This window comes from Pseudonocardia sp. ICBG1293, from assembly GCF_020131355.1.
Taxonomy (GTDB): Bacteria; Actinomycetota; Actinomycetes; order Mycobacteriales; family Pseudonocardiaceae; genus Pseudonocardia.
The window spans coordinates 57,574-83,979 of sequence record NZ_JAHLEL010000022.1 but is presented as its reverse complement, the minus strand read 5'-3'; the positions used below and the strand labels follow the sequence as shown (position 1 = coordinate 83,979).

30 protein-coding genes, 2 pseudogenes and 1 riboswitch are annotated in these 26,406 nt (G+C 63.4%); of the genes and pseudogenes, 6 read left to right on the top strand and 26 right to left on the bottom strand.

What is annotated here, in order from left to right; all coding sequences use genetic code 11:
• Window positions 1-27: 27 nt before the first annotated feature.
• Both KPF47_RS12110 and KPF47_RS12105 read right to left on the bottom strand, forming a co-directional pair.
• Window positions 28-984, bottom strand: coding sequence for a thiamine pyrophosphate-dependent enzyme (locus KPF47_RS12110; protein WP_224388972.1), 957 nt, complete (start codon window positions 982-984; stop codon window positions 28-30).
• Window positions 985-998: 14 nt separating this feature from the next.
• Window positions 999-2,063, bottom strand: a complete 1,065-nt coding sequence (locus KPF47_RS12105) for an IS630 family transposase (protein ID WP_255658826.1) — start codon at window positions 2,061-2,063, stop codon at window positions 999-1,001.
• Window positions 2,064-2,241: 178 nt separating this feature from the next.
• Between KPF47_RS12105 and KPF47_RS40855 the strand changes: the two genes are divergently transcribed.
• Window positions 2,242-2,640 carry a cupin domain-containing protein gene (locus tag KPF47_RS40855; protein WP_224388971.1) on the top strand — a complete coding sequence of 133 codons (399 nt, stop codon included), beginning with the start codon at window positions 2,242-2,244 and terminating at the stop codon, window positions 2,638-2,640.
• 106 nt (window positions 2,641-2,746) lie between these two features.
• On the opposite strand, the gene KPF47_RS12095 is transcribed toward KPF47_RS40855, so the two are convergent.
• Window positions 2,747-3,070 (bottom strand): hypothetical protein, encoded by a 324-nt coding sequence (locus KPF47_RS12095; RefSeq protein WP_224388970.1) that lies wholly within the window; start codon window positions 3,068-3,070, stop codon window positions 2,747-2,749.
• Complete coding sequence (locus KPF47_RS12090) at window positions 3,067-3,267, bottom strand: hypothetical protein (RefSeq protein ID WP_198932383.1); 201 nt, start codon at window positions 3,265-3,267, stop codon at window positions 3,067-3,069. The genes KPF47_RS12095 and KPF47_RS12090 overlap by 4 nt, the downstream gene beginning before the upstream one ends.
• Window positions 3,268-3,338: 71 nt before the next feature.
• On the opposite strand from KPF47_RS12090, the gene KPF47_RS38635 reads away from it, so the two are divergent.
• Window positions 3,339-3,470 carry a hypothetical protein gene (locus KPF47_RS38635; protein ID WP_255659556.1) on the top strand — a complete coding sequence of 44 codons (132 nt, stop codon included), beginning with the start codon at window positions 3,339-3,341 and terminating at the stop codon, window positions 3,468-3,470.
• Window positions 3,471-3,546: 76 nt separating this feature from the next.
• On the top strand, window positions 3,547-4,149 hold the full coding sequence (locus KPF47_RS12085; RefSeq protein ID WP_224388969.1) for a transposase: 603 nt from the start codon (window positions 3,547-3,549) through the stop codon (window positions 4,147-4,149).
• Window positions 4,150-4,191: 42 nt separating this feature from the next.
• Here the strand turns inward: KPF47_RS12085 and KPF47_RS12080 are convergent.
• Window positions 4,192-4,794: pseudogene (locus tag KPF47_RS12080) on the bottom strand (transposase); the annotation flags it as partial.
• Window positions 4,795-5,326: 532 nt separating this feature from the next.
• Entirely contained in the window at window positions 5,327-7,012 is a 1,686-nt protein-coding gene (locus KPF47_RS12075) for a cytochrome bc complex cytochrome b subunit (RefSeq protein WP_224388968.1), read from the bottom strand.
• 149 nt (window positions 7,013-7,161) lie between these two features.
• Here KPF47_RS12075 and KPF47_RS12070 point away from each other — a divergent pair, with 149 nt between their 5' ends.
• Complete coding sequence (locus KPF47_RS12070; RefSeq protein ID WP_224388967.1) at window positions 7,162-7,305, top strand: hypothetical protein; 144 nt, start codon at window positions 7,162-7,164, stop codon at window positions 7,303-7,305.
• A 265-nt stretch (window positions 7,306-7,570) separates the two neighbouring features.
• Window positions 7,571-7,671, bottom strand: a riboswitch (guanidine-I (ykkC/yxkD leader).
• A gap of 162 nt (window positions 7,672-7,833) precedes the next feature.
• Here the strand turns inward: KPF47_RS12070 and KPF47_RS40850 are convergent.
• Window positions 7,834-8,001 (bottom strand): annotated as a pseudogene (locus KPF47_RS40850) (IS3 family transposase); the annotation flags it as partial.
• Between the two features lie 56 nt (window positions 8,002-8,057).
• On the opposite strand from KPF47_RS40850, the gene KPF47_RS40845 reads away from it, so the two are divergent.
• Window positions 8,058-8,582 (top strand): transposase, encoded by a 525-nt coding sequence (locus KPF47_RS40845; RefSeq protein ID WP_374108832.1) that lies wholly within the window; start codon window positions 8,058-8,060, stop codon window positions 8,580-8,582.
• 293 nt (window positions 8,583-8,875) lie between these two features.
• On the opposite strand, the gene KPF47_RS12060 is transcribed toward KPF47_RS40845, so the two are convergent.
• Together KPF47_RS12060 and KPF47_RS40840 are read right to left on the bottom strand one after the other, a co-directional pair.
• On the bottom strand, window positions 8,876-9,493 hold the full coding sequence (locus KPF47_RS12060; RefSeq protein WP_224388966.1) for a transposase: 618 nt from the start codon (window positions 9,491-9,493) through the stop codon (window positions 8,876-8,878).
• Between the two features lie 17 nt (window positions 9,494-9,510).
• Entirely contained in the window at window positions 9,511-9,807 is a 297-nt protein-coding gene (locus KPF47_RS40840) for a transposase family protein (protein ID WP_224389003.1), read from the bottom strand.
• Window positions 9,808-9,989: 182 nt separating this feature from the next.
• Here KPF47_RS40840 and KPF47_RS12050 point away from each other — a divergent pair, with 182 nt between their 5' ends.
• A complete protein-coding gene (locus tag KPF47_RS12050) occupies window positions 9,990-10,157 on the top strand; it encodes a hypothetical protein (RefSeq protein WP_224388965.1) in 168 nt (55 codons plus the stop codon).
• 36 nt (window positions 10,158-10,193) lie between these two features.
• On the opposite strand, the gene KPF47_RS12045 is transcribed toward KPF47_RS12050, so the two are convergent.
• From KPF47_RS12045 to KPF47_RS40835, 17 genes are all read right to left on the bottom strand, one after another.
• Window positions 10,194-11,036, bottom strand: a complete 843-nt coding sequence (locus tag KPF47_RS12045) for an IS5 family transposase (RefSeq protein ID WP_224386276.1) — start codon at window positions 11,034-11,036, stop codon at window positions 10,194-10,196.
• A 237-nt stretch (window positions 11,037-11,273) separates the two neighbouring features.
• On the bottom strand, window positions 11,274-11,696 hold the full coding sequence (locus tag KPF47_RS12040; RefSeq protein ID WP_224388964.1) for a hypothetical protein: 423 nt from the start codon (window positions 11,694-11,696) through the stop codon (window positions 11,274-11,276).
• 329 nt (window positions 11,697-12,025) lie between these two features.
• Window positions 12,026-12,265: a histone-like nucleoid-structuring protein Lsr2 gene (locus KPF47_RS12035; protein ID WP_255659555.1), complete on the bottom strand. Its 240-nt coding sequence runs from the start codon at window positions 12,263-12,265 to the stop codon at window positions 12,026-12,028.
• Between the two features lie 22 nt (window positions 12,266-12,287).
• Window positions 12,288-12,413: a hypothetical protein gene (locus KPF47_RS38630; protein ID WP_255659554.1), complete on the bottom strand. Its 126-nt coding sequence runs from the start codon at window positions 12,411-12,413 to the stop codon at window positions 12,288-12,290.
• A 559-nt stretch (window positions 12,414-12,972) separates the two neighbouring features.
• Entirely contained in the window at window positions 12,973-13,557 is a 585-nt protein-coding gene (locus KPF47_RS12030) for an O-methyltransferase (protein WP_224388962.1), read from the bottom strand.
• A 40-nt stretch (window positions 13,558-13,597) separates the two neighbouring features.
• Window positions 13,598-14,347, bottom strand: a complete 750-nt coding sequence (locus tag KPF47_RS12025; RefSeq protein WP_224388961.1) for a sulfite exporter TauE/SafE family protein — start codon at window positions 14,345-14,347, stop codon at window positions 13,598-13,600.
• Between the two features lie 24 nt (window positions 14,348-14,371).
• A complete protein-coding gene (locus tag KPF47_RS12020) occupies window positions 14,372-14,875 on the bottom strand; it encodes a hypothetical protein (protein ID WP_224388960.1) in 504 nt (167 codons plus the stop codon).
• Between the two features lie 5 nt (window positions 14,876-14,880).
• Window positions 14,881-16,692, bottom strand: coding sequence for an FAD/NAD(P)-binding protein (locus KPF47_RS12015; protein WP_224388959.1), 1,812 nt, complete (start codon window positions 16,690-16,692; stop codon window positions 14,881-14,883).
• A complete protein-coding gene (locus tag KPF47_RS12010; RefSeq protein WP_224388958.1) occupies window positions 16,689-18,011 on the bottom strand; it encodes a pyridoxal phosphate-dependent aminotransferase in 1,323 nt (440 codons plus the stop codon). Before KPF47_RS12010 ends, KPF47_RS12015 begins: the two co-directional genes overlap by 4 nt.
• Before the next feature lie 5 nt (window positions 18,012-18,016).
• A complete protein-coding gene (locus tag KPF47_RS12005) occupies window positions 18,017-18,802 on the bottom strand; it encodes an iron-containing redox enzyme family protein (protein WP_224388957.1) in 786 nt (261 codons plus the stop codon).
• The gene (locus KPF47_RS12000) at window positions 18,799-20,121 is read right to left on the bottom strand and encodes a hypothetical protein (RefSeq protein WP_224388955.1); all 1,323 of its coding nucleotides are present in this window, start codon (window positions 20,119-20,121) and stop codon (window positions 18,799-18,801) included. The genes KPF47_RS12005 and KPF47_RS12000 overlap by 4 nt, the downstream gene beginning before the upstream one ends.
• An 11-nt stretch (window positions 20,122-20,132) precedes the next feature.
• Window positions 20,133-21,170, bottom strand: a complete 1,038-nt coding sequence (locus KPF47_RS11995) for a ThiF family adenylyltransferase (protein WP_224388953.1) — start codon at window positions 21,168-21,170, stop codon at window positions 20,133-20,135.
• Window positions 21,171-21,584: 414 nt separating this feature from the next.
• Entirely contained in the window at window positions 21,585-22,205 is a 621-nt protein-coding gene (locus KPF47_RS11990) for a nitroreductase (RefSeq protein WP_224388951.1), read from the bottom strand.
• Between the two features lie 80 nt (window positions 22,206-22,285).
• Window positions 22,286-23,101: a hypothetical protein gene (locus KPF47_RS11985; protein WP_224388949.1), complete on the bottom strand. Its 816-nt coding sequence runs from the start codon at window positions 23,099-23,101 to the stop codon at window positions 22,286-22,288.
• Between the two features lie 82 nt (window positions 23,102-23,183).
• The gene (locus tag KPF47_RS11980; protein WP_224388947.1) at window positions 23,184-24,143 is read right to left on the bottom strand and encodes a phytanoyl-CoA dioxygenase family protein; all 960 of its coding nucleotides are present in this window, start codon (window positions 24,141-24,143) and stop codon (window positions 23,184-23,186) included.
• A 328-nt stretch (window positions 24,144-24,471) separates the two neighbouring features.
• Window positions 24,472-24,912, bottom strand: coding sequence for a response regulator transcription factor (locus KPF47_RS11975; RefSeq protein WP_224388945.1), 441 nt, complete (start codon window positions 24,910-24,912; stop codon window positions 24,472-24,474).
• Between the two features lie 313 nt (window positions 24,913-25,225).
• The gene (locus KPF47_RS40835) at window positions 25,226-25,843 is read right to left on the bottom strand and encodes a LysE family translocator (protein ID WP_224389002.1); all 618 of its coding nucleotides are present in this window, start codon (window positions 25,841-25,843) and stop codon (window positions 25,226-25,228) included.
• Between the last annotated feature and the right edge of the window lie 563 nt (window positions 25,844-26,406).

The window sequence follows — 26,406 nt, the reverse complement described above, 5'->3', positions numbered from 1 at the left end:
GGGTTCGGGATGTGCTTAGAGGTCGTTTCAGAACGACTTGTCGAGTTTCCATTGACCCCTCGACGACAGATCAAACGGCAGGTCAGATAGCCGCTTGTCGTCTACAACAGACACGTCGACCTCGTTCTGAAATGACCTCTTAACTGAAAGATCGTTTCCCGCGTTCTCGGCAGCGGCGCGCGCGGCAATGTCGTGCTGACTCAGTAGTTCCTCGGGGCAAAGTTCATTTGAAAGCAGATAAGCACGAAGACGTGAGATGGGAGCGTATGCGCGCCATATTTCTAACTCTGATTGCGAGCGATAGCGACTTGGATCATCCGAGCTGGTATGTGGCTCCATGCGATACGTATCAGCTTCCACAATAGTGGGCCCGTCGCCGGCTCTGGCCCGGGAGACGGCATCTGTTAGGACAGTGTGGAGTGCTGCAAAGTCATTACCGTCGACACGGAAACCCGGAATCCCATATCCGACTGCCCGAATAGCTAGCGAGACAGCTGCGGTTTGCTGGTCGGATCTCACCGAGATCGCGTACTTGTTGTTCTGAATAAGAAACACGACCGGAGCTTTGAAAACGCCTGCAAGATTGCACGCTTCATGAAAGTCCCCAGCGCTTGTGGCCCCATCCCCGCATAGTGCCATCGCCACAACAGAGTCACCACTAATAGCAGAAGCATGAGCAAGGCCCACAGCATGGGACATCTGCGTTGCGAGAGAATTTACCTGCGGCGCGATACGGTGCGCTCTTGGGTCATAGCCGCAATGCCAGTCACCTCGCTGTGTACTGAACACCTCGGCAGGGCGGACGCCACGCGCAATTACCGCTGCCGAGTCGCGATAAGTCGGAAAAAGCCAGTCTTGCTTCTGAAGTGCAGTGGAGCAAGCTACTTGGCAAGCCTCTTGTCCTGTTGAGGAGGCGTAGACTCCCAGCTTGCCCTGTTTAACGAGATCAAAAGCTTTAACGTTCACGGCCCGGGCTAGCACCATACGTCGATAACCGTCTAGTGTCGCGTAAACGATGTTCTTTGACCGGGTCGGCAGTGGTTGAGTAGGTGGTCTGCGGGTTTGGTCCAGATGAACGGGTGGCAGCGTTCGTTCCAGCCGTCGATGAACCGGCCGATCGCGCCGATCAGTTCTCTGACGCTGCCGAAGCTGCCACGGCGAATGGCCTGGCGGGTGATGACCCCGAAAAAGACCTCGACCATGTTCAGCCACGATCCCGAGGTCGGGGTGAAGTGCAGGGTGATCCGCGGGTTGCGGGCCAGCCAGGCCTTCACTGCGGGGTGCTTGTGGGTCGCGTAGTTGTCCACCACCAGGTGCAGCTTGCGCCGCGGGTAGGCCTTCGCGACCTGCTTGAGGAACCGCAGGAACTCCTGATGGCGATGCCGCGGCAGGCACGCCTGCTCGACCCGCCCGGTCGCGACCTCTAACGCCGCGAACAGCGTGGTGGTGCCGTGACGGACGTAGTCATGCGTCCGTTTCTCCGGGATACCGGGCATGATCGGCAGGATCGGCGCTGTCCGGTCCAGGGCCTGGACCTGGGATTTCTCGTCGACGCAGAGCACGACGGCCTTGTCCGGCGGGTTCAGATACAACCCGACGATGTCGCGGACCTTGGCTTCGAGCTCGGGATCGGTGGAGAACTTGAACGTCTCGGACTTCCACGGCTGCAGCCCCCACCGCCGCCAAATCTTGCCGATCCACACGTGGGAGATCCCGAGCTCGGCACCGAGCAGCCGTGACGACCAGTGCGTGACTCCGAGCCGCTCAGGCGGCGGTTCCAGCGTGGCGAGCACGACCGCGACCTCGTCGATCACCGGCGGCCGGCCCGCCTTGGGCCGGTCGGCCAGCCCGGCGATCCCCTCAGCGGCGTAACGCTTCTTCCACCCGATCACCGTCGCCTTCGACGCCCCGACCAGTGTGACGATGTCCTTGACCGCCACCCCGTCCGCGGCCAGCAACACGATCCTGCCCCGTCGGGCCAGTCCCGCCGAAACCGACGAGGAACGCAGCCAGGACTCCAGCACCTCGCGGTCGGCGGCCGGAACGTCCACGGTCACAGTCAACGGCACAGCTCATGATCCCGTAAACCAGCCCGTGAGTAAAGTAACCTAGTTACCGCAACACTAGGTAGGCGTCAGTTCAAGCGTTCTGAGGACCGCGATGTGACGACATGCGAGGTTATACAAGAGAGCAACGGCTAATCTAGCGTTGCACTATAAGACCTAGGGAGAAGTGAAGTCGATGAGGGATGAAAGAGTTTCAGTCGTCGGAGCGAGTGGTGATCGGGCTATTCGTGGAACGCAAGCGCAAGCACTACTCCCGTGCATTACGTCTGCCACATCAGGCTCTTCACGGTTGTCTGCCGGTATCGTAGTCATGCCTCCGAGGGCATCGTCGAAAGTTCATGTCCACGAGCACTCTGACATCGTCGTCATGGTCGTGGCTGGTAAAGCGTTGACGCTCGTTGGCGATGACCTCATACCATATGCCCATGCGCCCGGAGAATTCATCTTTATTCCAGCCGGTGTGATACATATGGCGGTGAATCTCAGCTCGTCGTCCCCGCTCACGGCGGTCGAGGTCCGCACGGATCCACATTTTAGAGGTCATTTCAGAACGAGGTCGACGTGTCTGTTGTAGACGACAAGCGGCTATCTGACCTGCCGTTTGATCTGTCGTCGAGGGGTCAATGGAAACTCGACAAGTCGTTCTGAAACGACCTCTAAGCCGTCCGGACAAGGTTCGCTCAGCGTTCCTCGGCGTCTTGGATTTCTTCGAGTCGGATGCGTACTCGGCGGGCGGTGGCTTCGTCGGTGAGTAGCACGTCGACGGCGGCCCGTAGTACGTCTTGGGTGGTGAGGCGAGTCCGGCCCAGCGCGACTGTTGTGTCGAGTCGCCACGTCGCCAGGGCCTTGTGATTGGCCTGAGTGAGGTCCACGGTTTGGCGGACCTTCCGGTCGCTGTCGGGGGCCGGCCGCGTCTGGACCTTCTCCGCGGCCGCTGATTCGGCCGCTGCGGCCTTCTCCGAGCGGTCCCGCAATGATCGGGCCCGGCTTCTGGCGTCGCTCATCGGATCGAGGTTCCCGTCAGCTCGGTGAGTGCGTCCCCGTAGGCGGTGGCTGCTGCGCGCTCGATCGGTCCGCCGAACGATTGGGCGAACCGTTGAAGCTGCGAGACGTGCGACCGCAACACCCGCCAGCCCTCGGACTCCAACAGCTCCCGGTACTCGGCGTTGGCCACGGCGCGGGGGTTGGTCCGGGTGAACACCGCCGCAGCCGCGGATCGTGACCCGGCTGCGTGAGAACTAACAGGCCGTGCAGCAGTTGCGGGCGGAAGGTATGTCGAAGGCGGCGATCGGGCGCAAGCTCGGGCTGCACCCGGCCACGGTCCGCAAGTTCGCCGCCGCCACCTCGGCACACGAGCTGACCGCTAAGAGGTCGTTTCAGAACGACTTGTCGAGTTTCCATTGACCCCTCGACGACAGATCAAACGGCAGGTCAGATAGCCGCTTGTCGTCTACAACAGACACGTCGACCTCGTTCTGAAATGACCTCTAAGACCGAGCAGCGTGCGCACCTGGTCGACGACTACCTCGAGCACCTACATCGGCGCTGGAACGAGGGCGAGCGCAACGCCACGGCCCTGTTCCGCGAGATCGCTGCACTTGGCTACCCGGGCGGTGAGCTGGCGGTCCAGCGTTACCTGCGCCGGTTCCGTCATGGTCGCGGCCACGCACCGCTGCCGGGGCCGAAACCCCCGACTGTCCGCGAGGTCACCTCGTGGATCATGACTCACCCCGACCGACTGGCCGCTGACGATGCCATCCGGCTCGCCCGGCTCCGCGAGGCCGACCCCGGCCTGGACAGGCTGATCGGCCACGTCCGCGGGTTCGCCACGATGATGACCGGCCGCACCGGCCACCAGCTCGACGCCTGGATCGACACGGTCGAGGTCGATGACCTCACCCCGATCGCCGGGTTCGCCCGCAACCTGCGTCGCGACCACGACGCCGTCCAAGCCGGGCTGACCCTCGACTACAGCTCAGGACGCGTCGAGGGCACCGCCAACAAGATTAAAATGCTGAAGCGGCAGATGTTCGGCCGAGCCGGCTTCAACCTGCTTCGCACCCGCGTCCTCCACACACGCTGAGCGTTCCAGTGTCGGCACCGATCACGCGGAGTGCACCAGAGCCCGGACCTTGACGTGGACAGCGTCGATGGACACCGCGGCGTACACCGCATCGAGTGGCCGCGAGGACCATCCCTGCATCTCGGCAAGCACCGAGTCGGTGATCCGCGAGACCGTCTCCTTCGACACCGACGCCCCATAAATCTCAGAATAAATCTCAGAGAAATGCGCCGAGATCTCGCCGGTCGTCAAGCCCTTCGCATACAGCGACAGTACGATCTCGTCGACGTCACCGAGACGGCGCTGTCGTTTCCGCACAATCTGTGGTTCGAACGAAGCGTCCCGATCCCGCGGCACCGAGATCTCGACCTCCCCGACCGCATCAGAGATGACCGTCTTCGACCGGGAACCATTACGGACATTAGTGGAGTAGCGGTCGGGTTCGGCCCGGTTCTTGGCATGCCCGAGGTGCTCGGTCATCTCCTCACCCAGAGCGGTTTCCAGCACGTTCTTGGTGAAGAGTTTGAGCAGCCCGTCCGGGCCGGTCAGCTCCAGGCCGCGCGCTCGCGCATCGGCCACCATCGCCGCCGCAGCGGCCTGCTCGGGCGACAGCCGCCAACTCGAGCCCGTCTCATCCTTGGCAGAACCCACAGGGTCCGATGTCATCACTCACAGTGCCCATCCCGCCGGACCTCGCGGCCCGGAGTGTCGGGCCGGAACCACCGTTCCTTGCACAGGCCCCTAAGCGGTCGCGATGAATGATGTCGGCCTGGCGTCTACCTTGACGCGCACGGAATAGTGTGCTCCATCATGGAGCTCGAAAGGCAGCTCGTGGCGCGGCAGCGTTGCCCCGATCGTGATTGATGCGGAATGATAAGTTCCGAACAACGCAAGACTCCAAGATCGGCCTTCTGTGGCAGAAAGTGTAAGCGGCGTTCTTCCTTGTTTCCCTGACCGAGCCACGATTAGGTGCCATTCGGATGTCGTCTCGTCGATTCGACGAATTGTTGTGGCGAGAGTCAGGACGTCTCCCTGGCGGTTTACTCGGGCGTAGGCAAGGTCGGTGCCCAGCTCATCATGGGCTAGAGTAAATGCGTCGCGTAGATGGAGCACCATGTGTGGGAAGTCCTGCAGAATTGTTTCGACACAGTTGCGTTCCGTGACGCGGCGCCGCTCTTCTCGCCAGGCCCGCACCAGGTCAAGCGTGCGCATCGCGGGGGCAGCCGTCGTCGAAGGGGCGGCCGGCCGTCTCGTCGGTTCCATGAGGGTCGGCGCGGCAGTCCGCGGTGACGTCGGCGCGCCGTTCTGACGCGGCACGTTCTTGTTCACGTGCCTGCTCGCGGGCCCGGTCCAGCGCCGCAGTCTCGGCGGCCGGGTCGGGGGTGAACAGGGTCCCGGGTGTGGAGCGGCCTGCAGCTCCGAGCTCGTTCATCCGCTTCGGAACGGGGGCGCCCTGATACTCCAGTCTGACGGGGTGGCCGTGCTCGTCGACGCCGGCGAGCGGCTGGTGCACCTCGATGTACGCGCCGTGTGGGAGCCGTTTGATGATGCCGGTCTCCAAACCGTGTTCTAGTACGGCCCGGTCGGACTTCTGCAGACCCAGGCACCACCGGTAGGCGATCCAGTACACGATCGGCGGCACGATCAGCAGACCGATGCGCCCGGCCCAGGTCGTCGCGTTGAGTGAGATGTGGAAGAATAGCGAGATCCAGTCGTTGAACCCGCAGAGGACCAGCCATAGATAGAACGTGATCCCCATCGCCCCTAGGGCTGTGCGGACCGGGACGTCACGCGGACGCTGAAGGAGGTTGTGATGCGCGTCGTCGCCGGTGAAGCGCCGCTCGATCTTCGGGTACGCCGATGCAAGCATGAACAGCACCGGTAGGAACGCTGCGGTAGGCAGGAATGCTGACGGGATCGTGTAGGTGTCAAACAAGTAGAACTCCCAGGGCGGGAAGATCCGCCCCATGCCCTCGGAGAACAGCATGTAGAAATCCGGCTGCGAGCCAGCGGAGACGTGCGAGGGGTCGAAGGGCCCGAAGAACCAGATGCGGTTGATCTCGAACAGCCCGGAGACGATGGCAAGGATGCCAGCGACAATGAAGAAGAACGCGCCACCCTTGGCCGCGAACTGCGGCATGATCCGGACACCGACCACGTTGTTCTCAGTCCGGCCCACTCCGGGGAACTGGGTGTGCTTCTGATACCAGACAAGGCCGAGGTGGACTGCGATCAGGGCGAGCAAGATCCCGGGAAGAATCAGAACGTGGATGATGTAGAGCCGGGGGATGATCTCGGTACCCATGAAGTCCTCGCCGAACAGCGCCCAGTGCACCCAGGTCCCCACGACCGGGACCGACAGGGTGATACCGGAGGCGATCCGCAAGCCGACCCCGGAGAGGAGCTCGTCGGGCAGCGAGTAGCCACTGAAACCCGCGAAGGTAGCGACCAGGATCAGATTGATCCCGATCGCCCAGTTGGCCTCTCGAGGCTTACGGAACGCTCCAGTGAAGAACACCCGGAACATGTGGCACATCATCGACGCCACGAACAGCAGGGCAGACCAGTGGTGTAGCTGACGCATGAACAGCCCACCGCGAACCTCGAAGGTCAGCGCGAGTGCTGACTCGTAGGCCCGGGACATGTGTACGCCGCGGAGCGGGTCGTAGGGGCCGTTGTAGACGACCTCTTCCATCGAAGGGTCGAAGAACAGCGCCAGGTAGACCCCCGAGAGGATGACGATGATGAAGCTGTAGAGCGCGATCTCGCCCAGCATGAACGACCAGTGGGTCGGGAAGACCTTGTTGAGCTGTTGACGCAGCCCCGCGGCTGGGTGATACCGCTGGTCGGCTTGTTCCAGGGCCTCGACGGCCCGCTTCTTCATCGGTAGCCCCCTGGACGAGGCCGTGAGGTTGGGCTCATGTCTCCGGGTTTCCTCCTCGGTGGTCCACCGGACAAACGGACGGGCAGTGCGGTCTCGATGAGATGTCGTTCATGTTTGATGCCGATGACAGCTAGGACTGCTCCTGCTGCATGAGTTTCTACGGGCCGACCGCCCTGGCTAAGAGGTCATTTCAGAACGAGGTCGACGTGTCTGTTGTAGACGACAAGCGGCTATCTGACCTGCCGTTTGATCTGTCGTCGAGGGGTCAATGGAAACTCGACAAGTCGTTCTGAAACGACCTCTAAGCTGAGAGGTGACAGCTCGCCGGTGCGGCGACGCTTCCGGTCGACGACCGGAAGGTTCGACAGGGTGGATCGGCCCCTCTCAGGCCTGCTCAGGTGAGCGACGGTCTCAGCGCCGCGCGGAGCGGGTCTGCTAGGCGCTTCCCGCGCCGACACCCGTTGCGGCGATCATCGCGTGACAGCGGAGGACTTTAGACGCGGGGGGGGGGGGGATCCTCTCATCGGGCACCAGCGGAGCAACTGATGCCAACCAGTTGTCTCCCGGGCTTTTGTCCCGCCGTGGGGCGATTCGATAAACCGCCTGCGTCTCTTGGACCAGACTCCCGCAAGAGGGACGGAACCCTAGGCGCGCCCCACCGTAGCAGTGGATCGCCACAGACTATAGCCGGTTCGGTCGGAGCCCGTCACGCGGGACCACCACGCGGGACCACCCGTGCGCGACCGCGGTTACGGCGACCCTCACAGCAGTCGGTTCGCGGGGCTGCTCAGAGTTCGCTTGACCCGATCTTGGTAGGTGGGTCAAGCCGCGTGGGCGATGTTGAGCAGTGTCTCGAACTCGACCGGAGTCAGTCGACCGAGGCCCTGCTGGCGGCGCCAGCGGTGGTAGGTGGTCTCGATCCAGGACACGATCGCCAGCCGCAGTTCGGCGCGGGTGCTCCAGCGGCGGCGCCGGTTGAGAACGTGGCGCGCTCAGGCGGTCGTAGCACTTGATCTTGTTGTTCGGTGGGGAACAGGATCATGACGTGCGGGAAGTGCTCACTTTGACTGATCGGGAGAAGATCTCGCGGGGGTTGGCCGCAGGCTGGCGGTTGTGTGATATCGCTGAGGTGCTGGGTCGGGATCGGTCGGTGATCTCTCGTGAGGTCGCCCGCCACGGCGGCCGGGAGGACTACCGGGCAGGTCCGGCCGAGGAAGCCGCGCGCGCAGCGCGGGCCCGACCGAAGAGGTTCGCGGTGGACCGGTCACCGCGATCACGGGCGGTGGTGACCGGGTTGTTGAAGATCGGCTGGTCCCCGGCCCCGATCGCGGGTCGCTTACCTCGGCTCTACCCGACCGACAAGACTTGCCGGGTGTCCCACGAGGCGATCTACCAGTGGATCTATGCCACATCGGTGACGGCGTCGAGGTCGAACAAGGTGGCCTGGAACGGCGGCGCCCGCCGCGCTGTAACCCGGCCGAGGGCCAGAGTGCATTTACGGCAGTTCGCGGGAGCGTCGGTCGCGGCGAGCCCCGCCACCCTTGATTGCAGGCCGCAACGGGGAGGGTGAGATCGCCGAGCCACGCCTTCCACACTACGTCGTGAACGACCGCGGAGCGGCCGACGCGTAGACGGCGGCCGGTGAATCGGCGGGCTTGAGCGTCGGCGAAGGCGACGGGGTCGATCTCCACCCGTGCCTCCGTCCTCGGGTCTGCCGGTCGGGCCACCCGAGGATGCCACGCCTCAGCCGCGGCCGGGCCCGTGTCGCGCCCGGCTCGTCCTCGTCGCCGCTGGTCGGCTCTTGGTCTGGTGTTGTCGTGTCGGTCTCCGGCCGCTACGCGCCTCGACGCCCCCACTGCCAGATCAAGACCGCCGACGCCGCAGGTGATCGCGGTGCGGGTCGACGAGCGTGGTCCCGTAGCGGGATAGCCGGATCAGCTCCTCGGCCCGCGCGGCGCGGGCGTAGCGCTTGATCGTGTTGAGCGACCAGCCCAGCCGTCGCGAGCACTCGAGCAGCCCCACGCTCTGATCGAGCAGGTCGTGCACCGCGGCGTGGCGGGCCCGCGTCCGCTGCGCGAGCGCCGACTCCGGGCGCTTCGCGTCTGCCGTGGTTGTCTGGGCACTCCCGGGTCGCCAGCACGCGGTGTGGGCGATGACGACCTTCTCCACCGCGCGGCCGAGACCGTGCCACAGGTGCCACCGGTCGCTGACCTGCACCGCATCGGGCGCGCCCGCGGTGATCGCCTCGGCGTAGGTGGCCGACCCGTCCCGGCACACCGCGGTGATGCCCGGTCGATCACGTAGCCACGCCGTCAGCGTCGCCGCCCGGCGGTCGGGCAGCACGTCGATCCGGCGGTGCGTGACCGGGTCGATCACCATGGTCATGTAGCTGTGGCCGCGACGCAGGGCGACGTCGTCGACGCTGAGCACCGCCGGCACCGGTGCCGCCGGTAGCGGCAGCGCCATCAGCGTGCGCAGCACACTCGACCGGGAGACCGTCACACCGAGCGCACCCAGCAGTGCGACGCCGGCTCGTCCGGCCAGGGTGACCGCGACCTGCCCGATCGTGGCTGCCAGCCGTAGCGTGCGGCGTGCGTATCGGCTGGCCAGAGCGGGGATCTGCTCACGGAAGGTCCGCTGCGGGCATACTCCATCTCGGTGCAGAGCAGGCGACGGACCCGCAGTTCCATCACCGCCGAGCAGCCTCCGACCGGAAGGTCGGCCAGCCGGCGCAGGTGCCAGGCGTGCACTCGGTGTGACTCGGTGCCGCATCGCGGGCACCACGCTGATGCCATGGCGCTACGCGCCGTGAGCTGCAGGACAGAGCCGCTGGCGACGACCTCCTCGATGACCAGGGACGACAGCCCGGGGAACAGCACCTCTCCAAGATCATGGCCACACCAGCGCGATGATCACAGAGTCAGCGCGTCACCCGAACGTGACACGCCGCGGCACCACCGCATCTGTGCCAGAGCCGTTGATTCGGACACTCCCGCCTGATGCGCTGCTACTTCTTCAGGGCGAAGTAGCTAAGAGGTCATTTCAGAACGAGGTCGACGTGTCTGTTGTAGACGACAAGCGGCTATCTGACCTGCCGTTTGATCTGTCGTCGAGGGGTCAATGGAAACTCGACAAGTCGTTCTGAAACGACCTCTAAGAGGTCGCGCGGATTGGTTGGTGATCATGGACGTCGTGCAGGTCGGGCGTTCCAGCGGTGTGTGGTCCAGGCCTGCCGAATCAAGCTACGGAGTGTGACGATCGTGTCGGCGAGGTCGAAGAACGCGTCGACGACGATTTCTCGTCGTTCGTAGCAGCGCTGCAGCCGGTTGAAGCTGTTGTGCCAAGCGTTGGTCCGCTCGACGTGCCAGCGGCGGGTGGCCTGGATCGGCGCTTTCTCACCCTTGTGCGCGATCTCGCCGTGCAGGCCTCGTTCGGCCAGCGTGTCGCGGGTCTTGCCGGAGTCATAGCCGGCGTCGAGGTGCACGGTGATGTCGTCGGGCAGCGGGCCGAGAGCATCGAGGCGGTCGAGGGTGGGGCCCAGTAGCGGGGAGTCGTGCCGGTTGGCTCCGGCCAGGACTCGGCCCAGCGGGATGCCGTATCCCTCGACGAGCACCGAACGTTTCATACCCTGTTTGCGCCGGTCCACCGGCGACGGACCGGCGACCTCGCCGCCGCCGGGGGCCTTGGTGATGGCGCCATCGACGGCGATGTCGTGCAGCAGCAGACCGACGATGCGGTCGTAGGCGTCCAGGACGATCCGACGCAGCTGGGCGAAGACCCCGAGCCTGATCCACTCGTCACGACGATCGCGGATGGTGGTCGCCGAGCAGGTGCTGTCAGCGATGCCCTCATACGAGCAGCCGAACCGCAGTACCTGCAGGAGCTTGTCGAACACGATCCGATCCGCGATCCGGCGGCGATGGCAGCCCAGCGGATGGGTGGGATCGAACTCGTCTCGATGAGGCAGCAGCGCGGTGAACTGGTCCCACAACGGCTCGGTCAGCCATGATGGCAGGGTGGGCACGCGGCCTCCAGACGATCACGAAGCGTAGATAACTTCATGATCGGCAGGCCCGTACCCGCCCTCGCCCCCAGACACTCGACCGCGGCCAAGCTGTGACCAATCCGCGCGACCTCTAAGAGGTCATTTCAGAACGAGGTCGACGTGTCTGTTGTAGACGACAAGCGGCTATCTGACCTGCCGTTTGATCTGTCGTCGAGGGGTCAATGGAAACTCGACAAGTCGTTCTGAAACGACCTCTTAGTCAGCGAGGTCGGGTAGCAGCCAAGCACGGACCGTGGGCAGGTCATGAGCGTAGGCCGGAAACACCCCGATGGTGAGGGTGTCGGCGATACTGAGAGAGGAGGCGGCGTGGGAGGCGACGACCAGCACGCTGTCGTGGGTGTCGGGGAAGTGCATCTCCACGATCACGGTCGTGGCTTCGGGCAGGGCGAGTACCACATGGAAATGCTGATGGCCGTGGCGGGTCTTCCAGTAGGTCTGTGTGACCGCGCATCGGTGCATCGTCATCGCTGTCCACACCAGCCGTGCGATCCCGCGACGGTCCCGCAGCTCGCGCGCAGTCTCCGCCGCAGCGCGGGCGCCGACAAAGCAACTTTCCATCGCCGCGGCCGACCGCTGAGCCGCACGCAGGAGCTCCCGCCGCCGGCCTCGTTCACTCATGCAACCCACTCTGGAACGACCGCCCCGAACAACTGCTCAGTACCGCTGGCAGGACAGCACCGCCGGCGTGACCGGACCGCGAACAGCGGCATTTGATGAGGTCACCGCTCAGTTGACCAGGCGGCACAGCCTCGGACAGTACGCCGAGGCGATCGCGGTCATCCGGCCTCCTGGAACTGCGGCACCGACATCGATGCCGATCGCTGGGCCGGTGCGGGTGCGGTGCGCGGTGAGGGGATGACCCCGGCGTCGGCACTGTTCTCATACGCTGTGGTGATCTCGGCCGAGATACGACCACGGTCGGCGATCTGGTAGCCGTTCTCCCGAGCCTAGGAACGCACCGCGCTGGTGTATCGACGCCGCGCCGTCGTGGTCGCCGAGGCGGCGGTTCGGAGGCGTCGAGCTCGGGCAGCACCCTCGGGTGTCCGGCGGGCCGCGGCGGGGTAGGGGGCGAGCGCCTCCCGCAGCGCGACAGCATGATCTCGGCTCAGGTCGATCTCGTAGGCGAGGTCGTCGACCGTGAACTCCACGGTCTCGTCCGCGCTACCACCATCCAGATCGTCCACCAACGTAATGTGCTTAGAGGTCGTTTCAGAACGACTTGTCGAGTTTCCATTGACCCCTCGACGACAGATCAAACGGCAGGTCAGATAGCCGCTTGTCGTCTACAACAGACACGTCGACCTCGTTCTGAAATGACCTCTTAACACGAGCCACGATCGCTCCCTGATTCTACGGCGCTCTAAAGAATCTTTCATACGACGGGGCGTATCATAGCCGACAGACTCGGAGTGACGGAATGTATGAGATGGGGGAATCGGCATCCCCCGGCGAGCGAGTGATTCCACCCTTGACTCTGCTCTGAAGGCCGACCGCACTTGCTCGGCCCGTAGCGGTCATGCACGGCGGTCATACTGGGTACGGGCACTGCGCGCTGCAGGGCGCCTTCGATCGGTCAGCTCGGCCGCGTCACACACGACCGGGCCGGCGTCCGCGATCTTCGCATCTTTAGAGGTCATTTCAGAACGAGGTCGACGTGTCTGTTGTAGACGACAAGCGGCTATCTGACCTGCCGTTTGATCTGTCGTCGAGGGGTCAATGGAAACTCGACAAGTCGTTCTGAAACGACCTCTTAGTTTTCGTCGGTCTTCGTCGCGTGCTGGTTCGTACCAGGGACTGTGATCGCAATGATCGACTCGAGCGCCGCGGGTGAAGAGCCTTGACGTGAGTCGCTTCGGTGGTGATGTCATCTCATACCGGCTCGGGCGCTCTGGTGTTACCGTTCCCGGAGGACCAGCAGTTCTCCGTTCCCGATCGGGGACAACGACGACAGCCATCCGGTAGTGGCGTCGATGGTCTCGCGGAAGTCGGTCATCTGGTGGGCGTGGGACACCGCGTTGTCGACCACGAGGAGTCGCCCCACCGGGAGCATGCGTTGCAGATGAGGCCACCAGCCCGTGTACTGCTCGCGGTCGCTGTCGAGGAAGACAAGGTCGAACCCGTGGTGTCCGGTTGTCGTGAGGAACTCGCCCGCGTCCCCGAGGATCTGGTGTACGCGGGAGGTCAGGCCCGCCCGGTCGATGTTGCGGTGGGCGAGGTCGATCTTGTCGGGGGCTTGTTCGATGGTGGTCACGGTGCCCTGGGGGCCTACGGCGTCGGCCAGCCACAGTGTCGAGTAGCCGTTCGACGTCCCGATCTCCAGTACGTGCCGGCTGGCGGTGGCCTTGATCAGTAACGACAGGAACACACCGGTGTCGTGGGTGATGTTGAGCATCTTGCGGCTGCGGTCATCGGTCGACGCGTCGTGGGACGCGCCGAACTCCTCCAGCTCACCGAGCAGACCGGCCAGGGCAGGGTCCACGAGACCTTCCTTTCTTATCCGTGTGGTTCGTGTTGTCGTGTCAGAGGGTCATGCTTTGTAGGGTGACGAAGGCGCCCAGGGCCAGCAGGGCGATGCAGAACACTGTCCGGAATCGTAGTTCGGGGATCGCGGCTCGGATCCGGGCGCCGATCCACATTCCGGCCAGTGCGGGGACGAGTGCTATCCCGGACAGCGCCAGGAGTCGGAGGTCGAGGAGGTCCTGGGCGCTGAGGGTCCAGGCCAGTCCGATCGTGGACAGGGTGAACAGGATCCCCATGCTTTGTACGAGTTCGTCGCGGCGCATGCCGGTCGATTCCAGGTAGAACACTCCCGGTACGGCCGATGATCCGGTCAGGCCGGTCAGGAAGCCGTTCGCGGCCCCGAACGCGACACCGGCCGGGTGCAGCCAGCCGTTGTCGAGGCGCATCCGCAGGTCGAACAGTCCCAGCAGTCCGTACACCGCGAGGAGGATCCCGAGCAGGGAGGACATCAGGTCGGTGTTGAAGAACTGCAGGGTCAACGCCCCGGAGGCGGTGAAGGCGGTGGCCGCGAGCAGGAAGGGCCATGTACGCCCTACTGCCTGCCTGAAGTGGCCCCCGACCGAGGCCTGCAACGCATTCGTGAGGAACGTCGGGATCAGTATCAGCGCCTTCGCCGGCTGGATGCCGATCGTTACTGTCAGGATCCCCAGGACTACTGGGGGGAGTCCGAGGCCGGTGAGGCCTTTGATCAGCCCTCCTACAAAGAATGTCCCGACGATCACCGTGAGGGTGAGCGAGTCGAACGACATCGGCTCAGGCTAGCCGGTCGCAGATCATGTGGTCGCCGTGGCGTGGGGGTGGGCCGACTCCGTGCCCTGCCCGGCGAACGCGCGCAGGGCTGTCACGACGTCGTCGCGTTCCGCGTGAGTGAGCACGTCCGGGCGTTCGGCGGCGAATCGGTCGGCGAGTGCGGCGATATCGATCTTGCGGGTCTCGATGTAGACCGCACTGTCGGTGATCGGCGTCGCCGCCCGGCCGTTGAGCTGCTCGGCGATGCCGTCGGCGTCGGGCAGGAACGTGATGTCGAACTCGCCGATCTGCAGCAATACATACCGTGACTCGGTTCCCGACGGCGCACCGTTGACGAACCGGTGCCGGGTCGGGTGGGGTACTGCGAAGACCTCGCCGAGATCTGGCAGCTCGATGCGGATCGCGCCACGGGAGCAGTACATCAGGTCGGTCACGCAGTTGTGGAAGTGGAACGGGACAGCTTTGTCGTCCACATTGAACAAGCTGACACGCAGCCCGTCCTGATAGTGGAACTCCTTCATCTCCATAGGTGCTACCTCTCGGTGGTGGAGCCGATGAGACGGTGGGGTACGACAGCGGGGGGTGCCGCAGAGTGGGGTGCAGCAGCGGTTCGTGTGGCAGCGGTTCGTGCGATGGCAGCCCAATCGTCGGCGACGGTCTGGGCGGCGGCGACGAAGGCGGCAGCGAAGTTGTGCTCGTTCTGCCAGAACCGCACGGGTGCACCGAACGCCGCCAGATGCGGCGATGGGCCTGGTGTCGCCCCGTCGGATCGCTGCACTCGGTATCCACCGGTGTGTAGGGAGATGCCACCGGTGAGGTGCCCGCCCTCGCTGTGCGGCACGATCTCGCCGCGGCGCAGTAGATTCGCGATCAGGGGGGACGGGTGGCGGTGCATGGCGAAGTCCTGGGTGACCGCGCGTACCACATAGTCGACCTGCAGTTCTGCTCTCGCACCGGCGGGGTCGAGGTGGCTGATCCGGAAACGGTCTCCGCACGGCTGAACGGTGTCTCGTCGTTCGTATCCCAGACCTACGGTCGACAGGATCCCGGCGTCGAGGAGAGCGAGCAGCTTCTCCCCGTTGGCTGCCGGAATCGGTACGGCCGTGCGGATCACGTGGGTATCGACGGAACGGTCGTAGCGAATTTTGTCCTCGGGGGTGAGGTCTCGGTAGAAGCGCAGTCGTCGGGCTCGCAACACCACCGAGTGGACGATGTCACCGACCTCGCCGTACAGGTCGTCGACCAGCTTGTCCCGGGCCGAGTCGAACGGTGGAGTTGTGACCTCTGTCCATCCCACCTGGCCGTCGGTCGCGTGGCGTAGGTCTGCATCGAGTAGGTCGAGGATCGGGTCGAGCCGCAGGTATCCATCGTGTTCGCGGCGGATCGCAGCGAGTGCCTCCGCTGTGAGATACCGCAGCTGGTCTGAGCGGCCGGATCCGCGGATCGGGGGGAAGAACCCGGACCGTGATCCGGTGATGACCTGCGGGACGTCGCGGTCCGTGGGGGGCCGCCAGCACGCCACTCGACCCTCAGATGTGTATTCATAGCCCTCACCGCACAGTGTGAGGATCGCGTCGATGCCGCTGGGTCCCATCCCCTGGACGAACACCCGGACCGGTCGCCGAGCCGATCGCGGGCGGGCGACCAGCCGCGCCCGTGCCCGGGCCACGGCGGGGGGGTAGGGCGAGACGACGTATCCGAGGTGGCCGGCCAGCTCGGCGGGTGGTGTCGGTTGCCAGTGCCCGGTCCCGAGCAGCACTTGGTCGAGTCTGTCCACCTCGACTGTCTCGCCTGTGTCCAGGCTGCGGAGGGTCACAGCGAATCCGTCGCTGGTCGACCGACCGTCGACCGCCTCGTGCCGCACGTAGGACTCGACTGTGATGCCATGCTCGCGTGCTCGGTCGATCGTCTCCCGGAAGCGCTGCTCCAGGTAGAGGCCGAACAGGGCGCGCGGGTAGAACTCGTCACCGTCGGGTTGCCAGGTGTCGAGGTCTACGGTCGGGTGGGTTTCCCGGATCATCTTCGGGTAGTGGTCCACCAACCATCGAGCGTTCGCAGACATCCATTCCACGAAGTCGTTGCCGTGGATCGCCATCGTGCTCGCCTGGTTGTTGCACCTGTGTGCAAGATCGACTTCCCCTGCGGCGTATGGGTATCCCGGGCCGTTCACCGGTCGCTGCTCGACGGTCACGATCGTGACATCGACATCTCGGTCGTCTGTGTTGTTCGAGTCATCCGGGTTGTTCGGGTTTTCCGGGTCGGTCAGCCGGTGGACCAGGTGCCAGAGCGTGCACGTGCCGGCGAATCCGGTGCCGACGATGGCGAAGCGCAGTGCCGCGGTCACAGCTTTGTGCTCCCTCGGGGGCAGCACGACAGGCGCTCGAGCGCTGTCCGGATGCGGTGACCTGCGCTGGTCAGCAGCGATGTGGTGCGACCGCAGTTGATCCGCACGACGTGATCGAGCGCCTCGACCGCCGGTCCCACGGCTCCTTCAGCGAAGTGACGCCCGGAGATCGTCGCGACGCGTGCCTCGGCGAGCAGGAACTGGTCGGCGCGATCGTGTCCGAGTCCGCGGTAGGAATCGGCGTGTGCCGACAGGTCGACGAACAGGAAATATCCCCCCTGCGGTCGCCGGACGCTCAGGCCCGGCGCAGATCCGAGCGCGCCGAACATCGTCTCGAGATTCATGCGGGCCATCAGCGCCCGTTGCGTCGCCACCTCGTCCATCTCCGGTTGCAGCGCCGCGTTCGTGGCGACCTGGCCGTAGGTGGAGGCGAACGAGGTCAGGTTGACCTGCGCCAGCGCAGTTGCCTTGACGACATCCGCGGGTCCACACAGGTAGCCGATCCGGTCGCCGTGCATGCCGTAGGTCTTGCCGGGACCGGTCACGGTCACGGTGTACGGGCGCATCGAACACCGCCCGCCGTTGGGGAGCACCGCTTCCAGCGCCGCGAACGTCTGTGCCCGGTTGTGCAGGACGTGAGCCTCGTAGGGGCAGTCGAACACCACGTAGACCGGACTGTGCCCGACTGCCTCGCGGCGGGCGTTGTGCTCGGCGAGGACCGCGGCCAGTTCCGTCAGCTCCGCGGTGGTGTAGACCTTGCCGGTCGGGTTGATGCAGTCACCCAGTATTACCATCTTGGTGTGATCGGTCAGGTGTCCGCGGAGGGCATCGGGGGTCAGTCCTGATTCTGTCGGTGCCATGACGGTCACCGGCATCGCTCCGTGCAGACGTACCATGTCCGGGTAGTGAGGCCAGTTCGGCACGGGGACGATGACCTGATCGCCCGGATTCAGCAGCGCGTGAAACGCGATCGTGAGAGAGCCCTTCACGCCGCCGGGAGAGACGATGATCTCGGTCTCCGGATCGTAGTCCATGCCGTCCAGACGACTCGCCCGCGCCGCGATGGTATGCCGTAGAAACGTGAATCCTCGAACCGGTGCGAACGCGTGCAACACGTCGGGCTTCGACTGCACGAAGTCGGCCACTGCGCGGTCGATCCGCTCGTCAGTCGTGGCGTCCAACGCACCGATACTCAGGTCGATGATCTGCTCGTCCTCGGCGAGACCACGGTTGAGCTCGGCCAGTCTTGCAGCCGTCCCGTGTGTCACCGAGTCGTGGAGACTCAGGACGGAGTCGGAGACACCTCTGTTTCTGTCCATGCCGGCTACTTCCCGTGCGCTGCGCCGGCGTTCATCTTGCAAACATGCTCATACATCGCGTCCCACATCGTCTTCTGGACGGTGAGTGTCTCGGTGGCGCCGTAGGCGATCTCGTCCATGTCAGAGTCCGAGCGGACATTGTTGCGCACGCAGCGGCGTGCGTCGGCGGCGTGTCGTTCTTCCACCCCGGCGTCGCCGACGTGGACGTTGAAGTAGATCTCGACCTCGTCGAGATAGCGCTGGGCAGGAAGTGTCCCCGTGGTCGCGCGGAACGCCTTCCGGCACAGCTTCAGCATATGGTCCGCGTGGCCTTCGAGGGCCATCGCGACGCCCAGCATCTGGTTGTAGCTGCCGTTGACCAACTCGCGAGTGCGCTCGCGGTAGGCCCGAGTCTCCTTGATGACCAACGCGTCGTCACGGGACTGCTTCACCCGTAGGGGCTCCAGGCCGAACTCGTAGGCTCCGTGCAGGTTGTGGGCGCTCTCCATGAGCAGCTCGTGGCACTGCCCAGGGTCGCCGCTTCCTGCCTCCTCGTTCAGGATCTGAGCGAATAGGGTGAGTGTGTCCGCGTCGTCATTGGCCGCTGCTCGCGCGCACACGGCCGCGATACCCTTGATCGTCCCCTCGGTGCGGAAGAAGAAATTCGTGCGGTGAAACTCGTAGGTTCGGGCGTTCCACGCGCAGTGTTCGAGGAACTTGAAGTAGTCGTTGGTGAATACCGGATGATCTTCCAGGTCGGTCATGAACTCGGTGACGCGAGTGTCGAGTCCGGACGAAGCCGTCAGTGTCACAGTCGCTCCTGCTGCGCTGGATGTGTTCGGGGAAATAGATCTCGGCGTTGACGTCGAACAACGAGATAATACATAAACGCAATCTCGGCCACGATGGCAGTGAGCATTGCGAACGCGGCGCTGGCAAGGCCGGGGAGCCCTGCAGTCAGCAGCACGCAGCCGCTCACTGTCATTCCTCCGATGTGCATAGATGCCGAATATACGAGAAATTTCGTCCAACCGGAGGCAAGAACCAGTGAGCGCACATAACCTCGGACCGCCCATAGGGGCGGGATCGCAGCGAGTACGACCACCCACGGGTATGCGGTTTCAGTGAGCTGCTGCGACAGACCGTTGGCGACAGTCAGATAGAAGTGAATGACGGGAGAAGCTACAGTCACTGCTCCCAAGATCACCAGTGATGCTGCGATCATAACAGTAAGACCGAAAACTGTCGTGGAATCACCCCCGCTTGTGAGATGCGACGACCCTACGACTTCGAGATCCGACAGAGGGACGGTGATCAGTGACACGAGCGCGTACAGCACAGGCCAGATAATGAGAGCCGTTTCCGCATCTACGGCCCGTGCGATGAGCACTGTAGTTGCCAAAGCCGGGAGCATATTGAGGGCCACCGTCGATGACAATCGCAGATGCGTCGCGAAAAGATTCTCTGATCCCGGCCATACCTCTGATTCTGGCCGAGGGCTCGTGGCTGAGCGGCGTACTGTCCACCCTAGGCGAGTCACTTCGATCCACGCTCCAACTGTTAGAGCGAGGCCGCCGACTGCTGCGGACGGGAGGCCGGCCTGCCAGAGCGCCACGACAGCAGCGACCGTCCCCAGCATGCGCAGGATGGTGGCGTGCGCGATCACGCTCGTTCGACCGCTGCTGATCAGATGGCCATGCTGACAGCGGCGGAGGGCGACCGCCAGGGGTGCCAGTCCGAACGACAACAGGCAAATGCTGAGTGGGCCGTGCAGCTCCGTAGGGATGCCCAGGGCGTTGGTGGTAAGAGGTGTCAGAGCTAGTAGCACGATGAGTGCTGTACCGAACAGGCCCACCGCGAACGCGTACTTCCAGAGCGTGCGCGAACCGTGCTTGCTCATCGTCAGAACGACCAGTGGTGCCAACGCCAGTGCCGGAGCGTTGACCACGACAAGGACTGACAGGCCCGCGCCGAATGCTGCTACGGCTGTCGGTCCGTCCGATGTGCGCGCCACGATTGCGACGACGACCGGGATCTCCCAGGCCAGCAGCGATGATCCGAGCGCAGTCGGGATCCACTTCCGTCCCAGCGACCAGATGGCGGTGCGCGACGAGGAGTCGCGCGTGACCACGGAACGCCCTTTCAAGCAGCACTCCTACTGGGGTTGCAGTCGCAGGAGTCTCGGAATCCGAAGCGGGTGAACTCGAAGGTCAACGTCTCCGCATTGACGTACAAGCTCTGGCCGGCAGTACGGGAGTCGGTCTTGGCTCCGGAGACCAGGCCGATGACTTCGTTGACGGCGATCCCGGCGACCATCGCGACCAAGGTGCCCGTCAAGCTTCCCGACTTCTCCATCCGGAGGATCTCCAGGTCCCGGATCCCGACGCATTCCATGCAGGGCGTCCGCCCGGGAATCATTGTCGGACCGACGCGCGCACCCTTGTTCGTGATCCCGATCTGACCGAACGGAACACCCGTCCTCAAGCTGGCCTCGCTCGACCAGCGGATAGCTTGATTCTGCGGACGATCGTAGGCGTTGAAGAAGAAGTCGGCACCATCCACGAGCTTCACCAGGTCATCTGCCGAGCGGATTGTCGCATCATGGGCTATGAAGTTCGTGTAGGAACTCTGAAGGCTGAGATGGCGCTGGAGTGCCTCCAGCTTGAGTTCTCCGACATCTTCCTCATCGAACGTCGGGTGGGTGGGCAGGTTCTCCTCTGCGAAGGTGTCGAAGTCGACCGCTTCGAGCGTTCCGAAACCTGCTGCGTTCAGTAGTCGTAGAAGTGTGCTGCCTCCCGCGCCGGTCCCGATGATGACCACTCGTGCGTTGCGGATTCGACGCATTCCGTCGTATCCGTTCCAGTCGTCGCGGTCGTACAAGCGGAGATGGTTGATCTGTCGGCTCCACCTCATGAGATCCACAGGCGAGAATCCGGAATCGGTGGTCGCGTCGTCGAGGACGCCGGCGCTGGTCAGTGCGTCGAGCCAGGTGTCTGTCTCGGCGTATGTCTTGCGCAGTTCCGCGACGGTGGCTGATCCATCCAGGGCGAGTACGAACTGAACCATCGTGTCGGTCGGATTATTGATGCGCGTTTTCTCGGGGCCGATGCCGATGTACAGATGGTCTTCGCCCTGAAGGCGGTAGATTCGGAGGAATTCTTTAATGCGTGGCTTGAGCATGATCAGCGTTCCTATCGTGGGATGGGGACCGCGGCGGGGCCCCACGAATCGCTGGACCCCGCCGCGGTGCTCTGCGTGCGCGACGTCAGATGACGTTGCCGTGCCACTCCTGAACCAGACCGTCGTCCTTGATCTGCTCGATCGTCACTGTGACCACCTCCTCCCTGTTGATGTGACCCCGACACGCGGGTACGTGTCGGGCGTTCGGTGGAGGAATGAGCAGAAGAGGTATCCGTGTGAGTGAGAAACGGGCGCCCGACGGATCCGGGCGCCCGTCCTGCTCCTCTGGTTACGCGTTGATGCTGAGTCGCGTAGCGCAGCTAGCGCCGCTTCAGCACACAAGCTAGAGAGATCCGGGCCGTTCACCTCCTCACTGTGTTCGGGGCGTCGGGGACTTTTCGTCGCCCCGGTAGATCAGCTCGGCAGTAGCTCCCATTTCTGCGCGATCCCTGATAGATCGCGACCTCGCGTCCGGGCCGGTGGCATCGTGGTTGCCGTGCCGATGTAGATGAACCCCACCAACGAGGCCCCAGGGGGCATACCGATCTCCTCGAGCAGGATGGAGTCCGGGATCGGTGGGCCGCTCGACCATTTCGAGCCGTAGCCGAGCATTGTTGCGGCCAAGAGCATGTTCTGGACCGCGGCTGCTGTGGCATCCCGTTGCTCGTGGGCGGGGATCCGGTCGGTCCCTGATGGCTTGCACGCTGCGACCACGAGCGTGGGCGCCTTGTGCGGCCGTGCTCGTTCGCGGACGACCAACGCGGGCACTACCGGCTCGTCTTGCTCGACGCAGCTACGGATGTAGGCCCGTTCCAGTACAGCTCCGAACAGGTGAGCGGTGGCCTCGTCCACCACCGTGAATCTCCACGGTCGACGGACTCCGTGATCGGGTGCCTGATCGGCTGCGCCGAGCATCAGCGCCAGCTCCTGCGGACTCGGGCCGGGGGCCTGGAGTCGGTTCACCGTTCGGCGGCGACCGAACAGAGCCAGAGTGCTGTCCTGCGATGCGTGCTCCCGCTGATCGTCGGTACCCACCGGACTGTGCTCGGCGACCGGTGAGGTTGCTCCACTGCGCGAGGTAGCTCCGGTCATCGGCCCGTACCCCCGTTCGTCGGTCAGACGGAGACGAGCTCGCGCCGCTGGCCGGAGGCCAGCAACGCAGAGTCGAGGACGTCCCAGACCGCCACCAGCGACTCCAGGAAGTCGCGGGCTCCCTCCATCGCCAGAGGGAAGGTTCGCTCGTCCAGGATGGCGTCGAGTGCGGCGACCGCGTTCTTCTCGTGCTGCTCCTCGGCACCGGCCTCGCCCCAGTGCTCGAGCAAGTAGTGCATCTCGGCGTCCTCGAGAGTCGCCTCGTACAGTCCGCTGTCGATCAGGCAGATCTTCTCGCCTGGAATCAGATGCCGGTTGGAGATCATCTCGAGTGCCAGCGCGGTGCCGAGGTTCTTGTAGGTGATCTCCTCAGCGGTGGACTCACGGCGCTCGAACACCTCGATGGCGGTCTGGACCTGCTGCAGCAGGCCGCTGCTCTGGATGTAGCCGGGCAGGCTCCCGAGAAGGTCGTCCGAGCACTGCTTGAGCTTCGCCTCGACGGCGGCCTGGTCGTCGAGGTCGGGGTTGACCGGGGCTCCGGCCGCCCGGTTCATGATGTAACCGGCCATCGTCGCGAGCTCGGGACCGTGGTTCTCCTCGCTCTCGACGATCTCTTGAAGAAGGTGGCTGCTGGTGTCGAGCTTGAGCGACCCCAACGCCTCGGGGAAGTTCCGCCCGGGGCGCGTCGAGGCGCAGAAGTTCTGGATCTGGTGGAACAGCGCTCCGACCGCTGTGGGGCCGGGCGCGACGGTGCTCCAGTGCTCGAAGATCGGATGGCTGAAGCACCGGTGATCACGGATGTAGTTCACGATCGTCTGGACGGAGGGGGTCGTCGACATGTTCTTCTGTCCTTCTCTCGATGTGCGCGGGTCCCCTGACCAGCCAGTTCGCCGGCAGTCAGGATGCTTCGTGGTGAAAGAGCTAACTGGCCGTCGCAGCCGCGGTCAGGCGGCCGCGTTCGTCGACGAGTTTCCACTCATCGGTGAAGTTGACGTTTCCGTCGTCGGCGAGGCCGGGCAAGAAGACTCGCTGTGCTCCACCGTGCGGATTGGAGACGTCACCGTTCCAGCGCTCGTCCAGCGGTTCGGTTTCAAGCTGGTATCGAGTGTCAGAAGACAGCCGGCATCGACTGATCGGAGAGTTGTTGTCCAGGGAAGCGTGTGCAAGATAGGGGCCGAACAGGAGGACATCCCCTACGAAATAGTTCGTGGTGAGCCACAGCCCTCCCAGCTGCTCACGTAGTTCTACCGGGTTGGTGCTCAACCAGCCGAGGTTCTCCCGGTCTGCATCCTTCGTCGCGTAGTCCTTCTGCAACGCTTTCGACTTGTGACTTCCTTCCAGGATCATCAGGCCGCCCTCGACCATCGGTACGTCACCCAGCGGGATCCAGCATGACCACAGATTTGTGGTCGCTCGGGTGATGTACGGTCCGTCGCAGTGAACTCCTGTGGACTCTCCTGGTCGCACAAATCGGGGCCAGCGGAAGTCGAAAGACACCACCGAGCCGCCGACGAACTCGGATAAGAACCTCACGAGCTCGTCGTTCAGGACCACATTGGAGTATGCTCGGCCAGTTCGGATGCTCTCGGTCAGGGCAATCATGTTTACATGACGCAGACCGGCCCGGTCCGATTGGATCGCATCCATTACATCGTGATTGATGCAATCGATCTCATCTACGATAGCCATTTTCAGGAGGATCTCTCGCCTCGCTTCGAGGACTACATCCGCGTCGATGAGGTCCCGAAACAGAAGGTAGCCGTCCTCCGTCATTCGAGTCCGCTGTTCCTCTACGTCATCGAGGATGTCATTGGACTCTCGCATCAGACCGAATGCGCTGTCGGAGCGATCGAGCACGACCCCACTGGAAGACAATGCCATGAATGAACTCCTTGAGTCTGAAGTGAATCCTCTGCGGATATGACCAGGCCGGGGGAAGACGGGTTCGAGTCTGCCGAGGGCCAGCACGGGCCTCAATAGGAAAAATCTCCTATACTCATCCTGGACACTAGGAGCCACCATTCGGACACTCGACGCTACGCCGTTCAGTCGCACCCCACATCTGTAATCCACACCTTTAACTTCCTCCCGCGGTGTGGAGCTGCCTTGCTCGGGTTGGCTTATGGGTCGCGATGCTGACCAGCCGAATCCGGACTGTACTCAATGAACCGTTTGTGACACAACCACCGGGCGCCGGGAGTAGAGTCTGTTACTTTTGTGTTTGGCGGCCGATCGACGTAACGATCTGAGCTGTATGTGATCCTTTACTTCCCTGTGGTGAGCGCATCAGCAAAGCCGCTTGAGTCCGGTCGGTAACATCAAGCTTCGCGAATATCGAAGACATGTGGTTGGCGACAGTCTTCACGGACAGGTTCAGAAGTGAGGCGATCTGGCGGTTTGTTCGGCCGTCGCTGACGTGCCGGAGCACTTCCATCTCTCGAGATGTGAGTTGTCCCAGACCGTTGCAGTCAGTTGTTGTGTCGATCGTGCCGGTTTTCAACGCCCGATCTAGTATTTCGCGGTCGATCACTCGGTCAGGTGCGCAGCTGAGGAATAGCAGCGCTGCTCGGATGCGATCGGCGCCTGCGTACTTCGGCAGAAGTGCGTGCGCGCCGGCTATGAGGAGGTCGACAGCTGCGGTCGTATCCATGGTCTCCAGTAAGACCACAATACGGCTTCGAGGCGTTTGTTCGTTGACATGCCGTATCGCCTGAGAGACCTCACCCACGTTAGTTGAGACTCCTATGATTACGACTGCGGGTACGGAAGAGAGATCCCACGACAGGAGTCGAGACGCGCACTCGATCTCAGTAATACGCACGTTGTTGCGAGGTTCCAGAATGGCCCTGATGTTACGTCGGAACCCCGGCTGGCGGTCGACAATCAGAATGCTTCTGGGGGATTCCGCTACGATCGGGGGCACAGCAGTCACTCCCTCATGGTCAGTCATCTACTGATGTGAGCTACGTGATTGCTATACCGACCGCGAGCAGTGCGAGAGCGATACCTGCGGCAATATTTACTGTTCGTTCATTTTTCCGGTAGATCCGCCTGACGCTACTTGCTCGGAACGTCACCGCTACAAACGCGTACCACGTGAATGCAATCGCGGTGACAAAAATGATGGCTGCTGTTCGCATGGCGGTCGACGCGGTCACGGGTAGCGTCGTCACCATCACTCCTGACCAAAATATAGCGGCTTTCGGATTGGCCAGATCGCTAAGAAGGCCAGTGATCAGTGGCCGGCCGGTCGAACCCGGAGGCTTTCCGCTCTCAGCCTCTGGGCCTGGTTCTGGGTCTGGTCGACTATGCAGAGCAGACCGGAGAATTCGAAAGGCTAGGAAAGCTAGGAAACCTACGCCGGCTGCACGTAATGTGGGGACAAGCCATGGAGCGGCTGAGAACAGGCTGGCGAGTACTGTGTTCGCCGCTGTCGCCCAGATGGCTGTTCCTATAGCAACTCCTACGGCTACGCGCACTCCCGCCCCGACGGAATGGCCGCCCGCGAAGTATATGGTGTTCACGAAGTTCGGCCCGGGTGAGGCGACAACCAATGCCCACGTCACGAGAAGGGGAACCATCTGGAGGAACGCGTCTGTCATTCTCGCATCGATGCCCTTGCTCTGAAATATACGAAAGTTCTGACTGATGAGAGTGAAAAGAGGAACGAGCTTGCCATGGAGAGCCGAGGTCGTTCGTCCTCACAGCAGGACTTTCGACGGTGTCGACCGCGAAAGACCCTCCATTAGAGCGCTCGTCTGAGCAACGTGGTGCTAGCCGGGAGCGCCTCCACCTGAGTCGAGCCCGTGAGCATGCTTGCGAGAACATGATGGCTCGAAGAGCAGGGACAACGGGTAACGGGTAAGCCGCCACTCGTATCTGTCGTGTCGTTGCTCGTTCCGGTCGTCGAGGAGACCACGCGGAAGGTAGACGAGACTCTCAGACGAGGGACTCGGCGGGACAGAGCAGTGCGGCGGTCGTTGCTGCTGGTGCGAGGCTGGTGGGGCCGGATCGACAGCGGCAGCGGCCAGTCGGTCGGCAGTGAGTCTTGGCTGGCCGACCGGCCGCGTGCTGTGGAGTCCTCACTGGGGGTGCTGGGACCCCGGGCAGGTGATCTACATGTGTCACAGGCTGGCCTCCACGA